Consider the following 1060-nt stretch of genomic DNA (forward strand, 5'->3'; position numbering starts at 1 on the left):
GAGAAGATGCCGCGCTCCTCCGGCACATAGCCGATGCCGAGGCGGGGGATCTTGTGCTGGGCCATGCCGATCAGTTCCTGGCCCTGGAAGCGGATCGAGCCGGTGCGCTTGCCCATGATCCCCATGATGGCGCGCATGGTCGAGGTCTTGCCGGCACCGTTGCGGCCCAGCAGCGTCACCACCTCGCCCTGGCGCACCTCCAGGCTGACGCCGTGCAGCACATGGCTTTCGCCGTAATAGCCGTGCAGGTCGGCGATCTCCAGCATCGCCGTCCCGGTTTGGGCGGTCTTGGTCATCGCGCCGTCAGGCATGTCCGGTCCCCATGTAAGCTTCCATCACCTGCGGGTTCTTGGAGACGACCTCGTACGGCCCCTCCGCCAGGATCTCGCCGCGGCGCAGAACGGTGATGGTGTCCGACAGGTGGGCGACGACCGACAGGTTGTGCTCCACCATCAGCACGGTGCGGTCGGCGGCGACGCGCTTGATCAGCGCCGCCGTGCCCTCGATGTCCTCATGGCCCATGCCGGCCAGCGGTTCGTCCAGCAGCATCACCTCCGGGTCGAGCGCCAGCGTGGTGGCGATCTCCAGCGCGCGCTTGCGGCCATAGGGCAGCTCGGCGGCGGTGTGGCCGGCCCAGGGGGTGAGGTTGACCGCCTCGATCAGCTCCAAAGCCCGGTCGTGCAGGTCGTAGAGCGACGATTCGGACTTCCAGAAATGGAAGCTGGTGCCGAGCGGCCGCTGCAGGGCGACGCGGACATTCTCCAGCACACTCAAGTGCGGGAAGACGGCCGAGATCTGGAAGGAGCGCACCAGCCCCATCAGCGCGATGTCGGCCGGTTTGGTGCGGGTGATGTCCCGGCCCTTGTAGAGGATCTGGCCGCGCGTGGGAGTGAGGAACTTGGTCAGCAGGTTGAACACCGTGCTCTTGCCGGCGCCGTTCGGGCCGATCAGCGCGTGGATGGTGCCCCGCTTCACTTGCAGGTTCACATCCCGAACCGCCACGAACCCCTTGAACTCCTTCGTCAGGTTGCGCGCTTCCAGGATGATGTCGTCGGTGGGT

At 66.5% G+C, this 1060-nt stretch carries 2 protein-coding genes; both read right to left on the reverse strand.

Annotation, left to right across the window (positions count from 1 at the left end; all coding sequences use genetic code 11):
• Window positions 1–311: ATP-binding cassette domain-containing protein (locus FZ029_RS32735; protein ID WP_149274377.1), on the reverse strand; the 311-nt coding region annotated here is incomplete at its 3' end.
• On the reverse strand, window positions 304–1047 hold the full coding sequence (locus FZ029_RS32740; protein ID WP_149274379.1) for an ABC transporter ATP-binding protein: 744 nt from the start codon (window positions 1045–1047) through the stop codon (window positions 304–306). The genes FZ029_RS32740 and FZ029_RS32735, both read right to left, overlap by 8 nt.
• Window positions 1048–1060: the final 13 nt, after the last annotated feature.

The sequence above is a fragment of the Azospirillum sp. Sh1 genome, assembly GCF_008365135.1.
Taxonomy (GTDB): Bacteria; Pseudomonadota; Alphaproteobacteria; order Azospirillales; family Azospirillaceae; genus Azospirillum; species Azospirillum oryzae.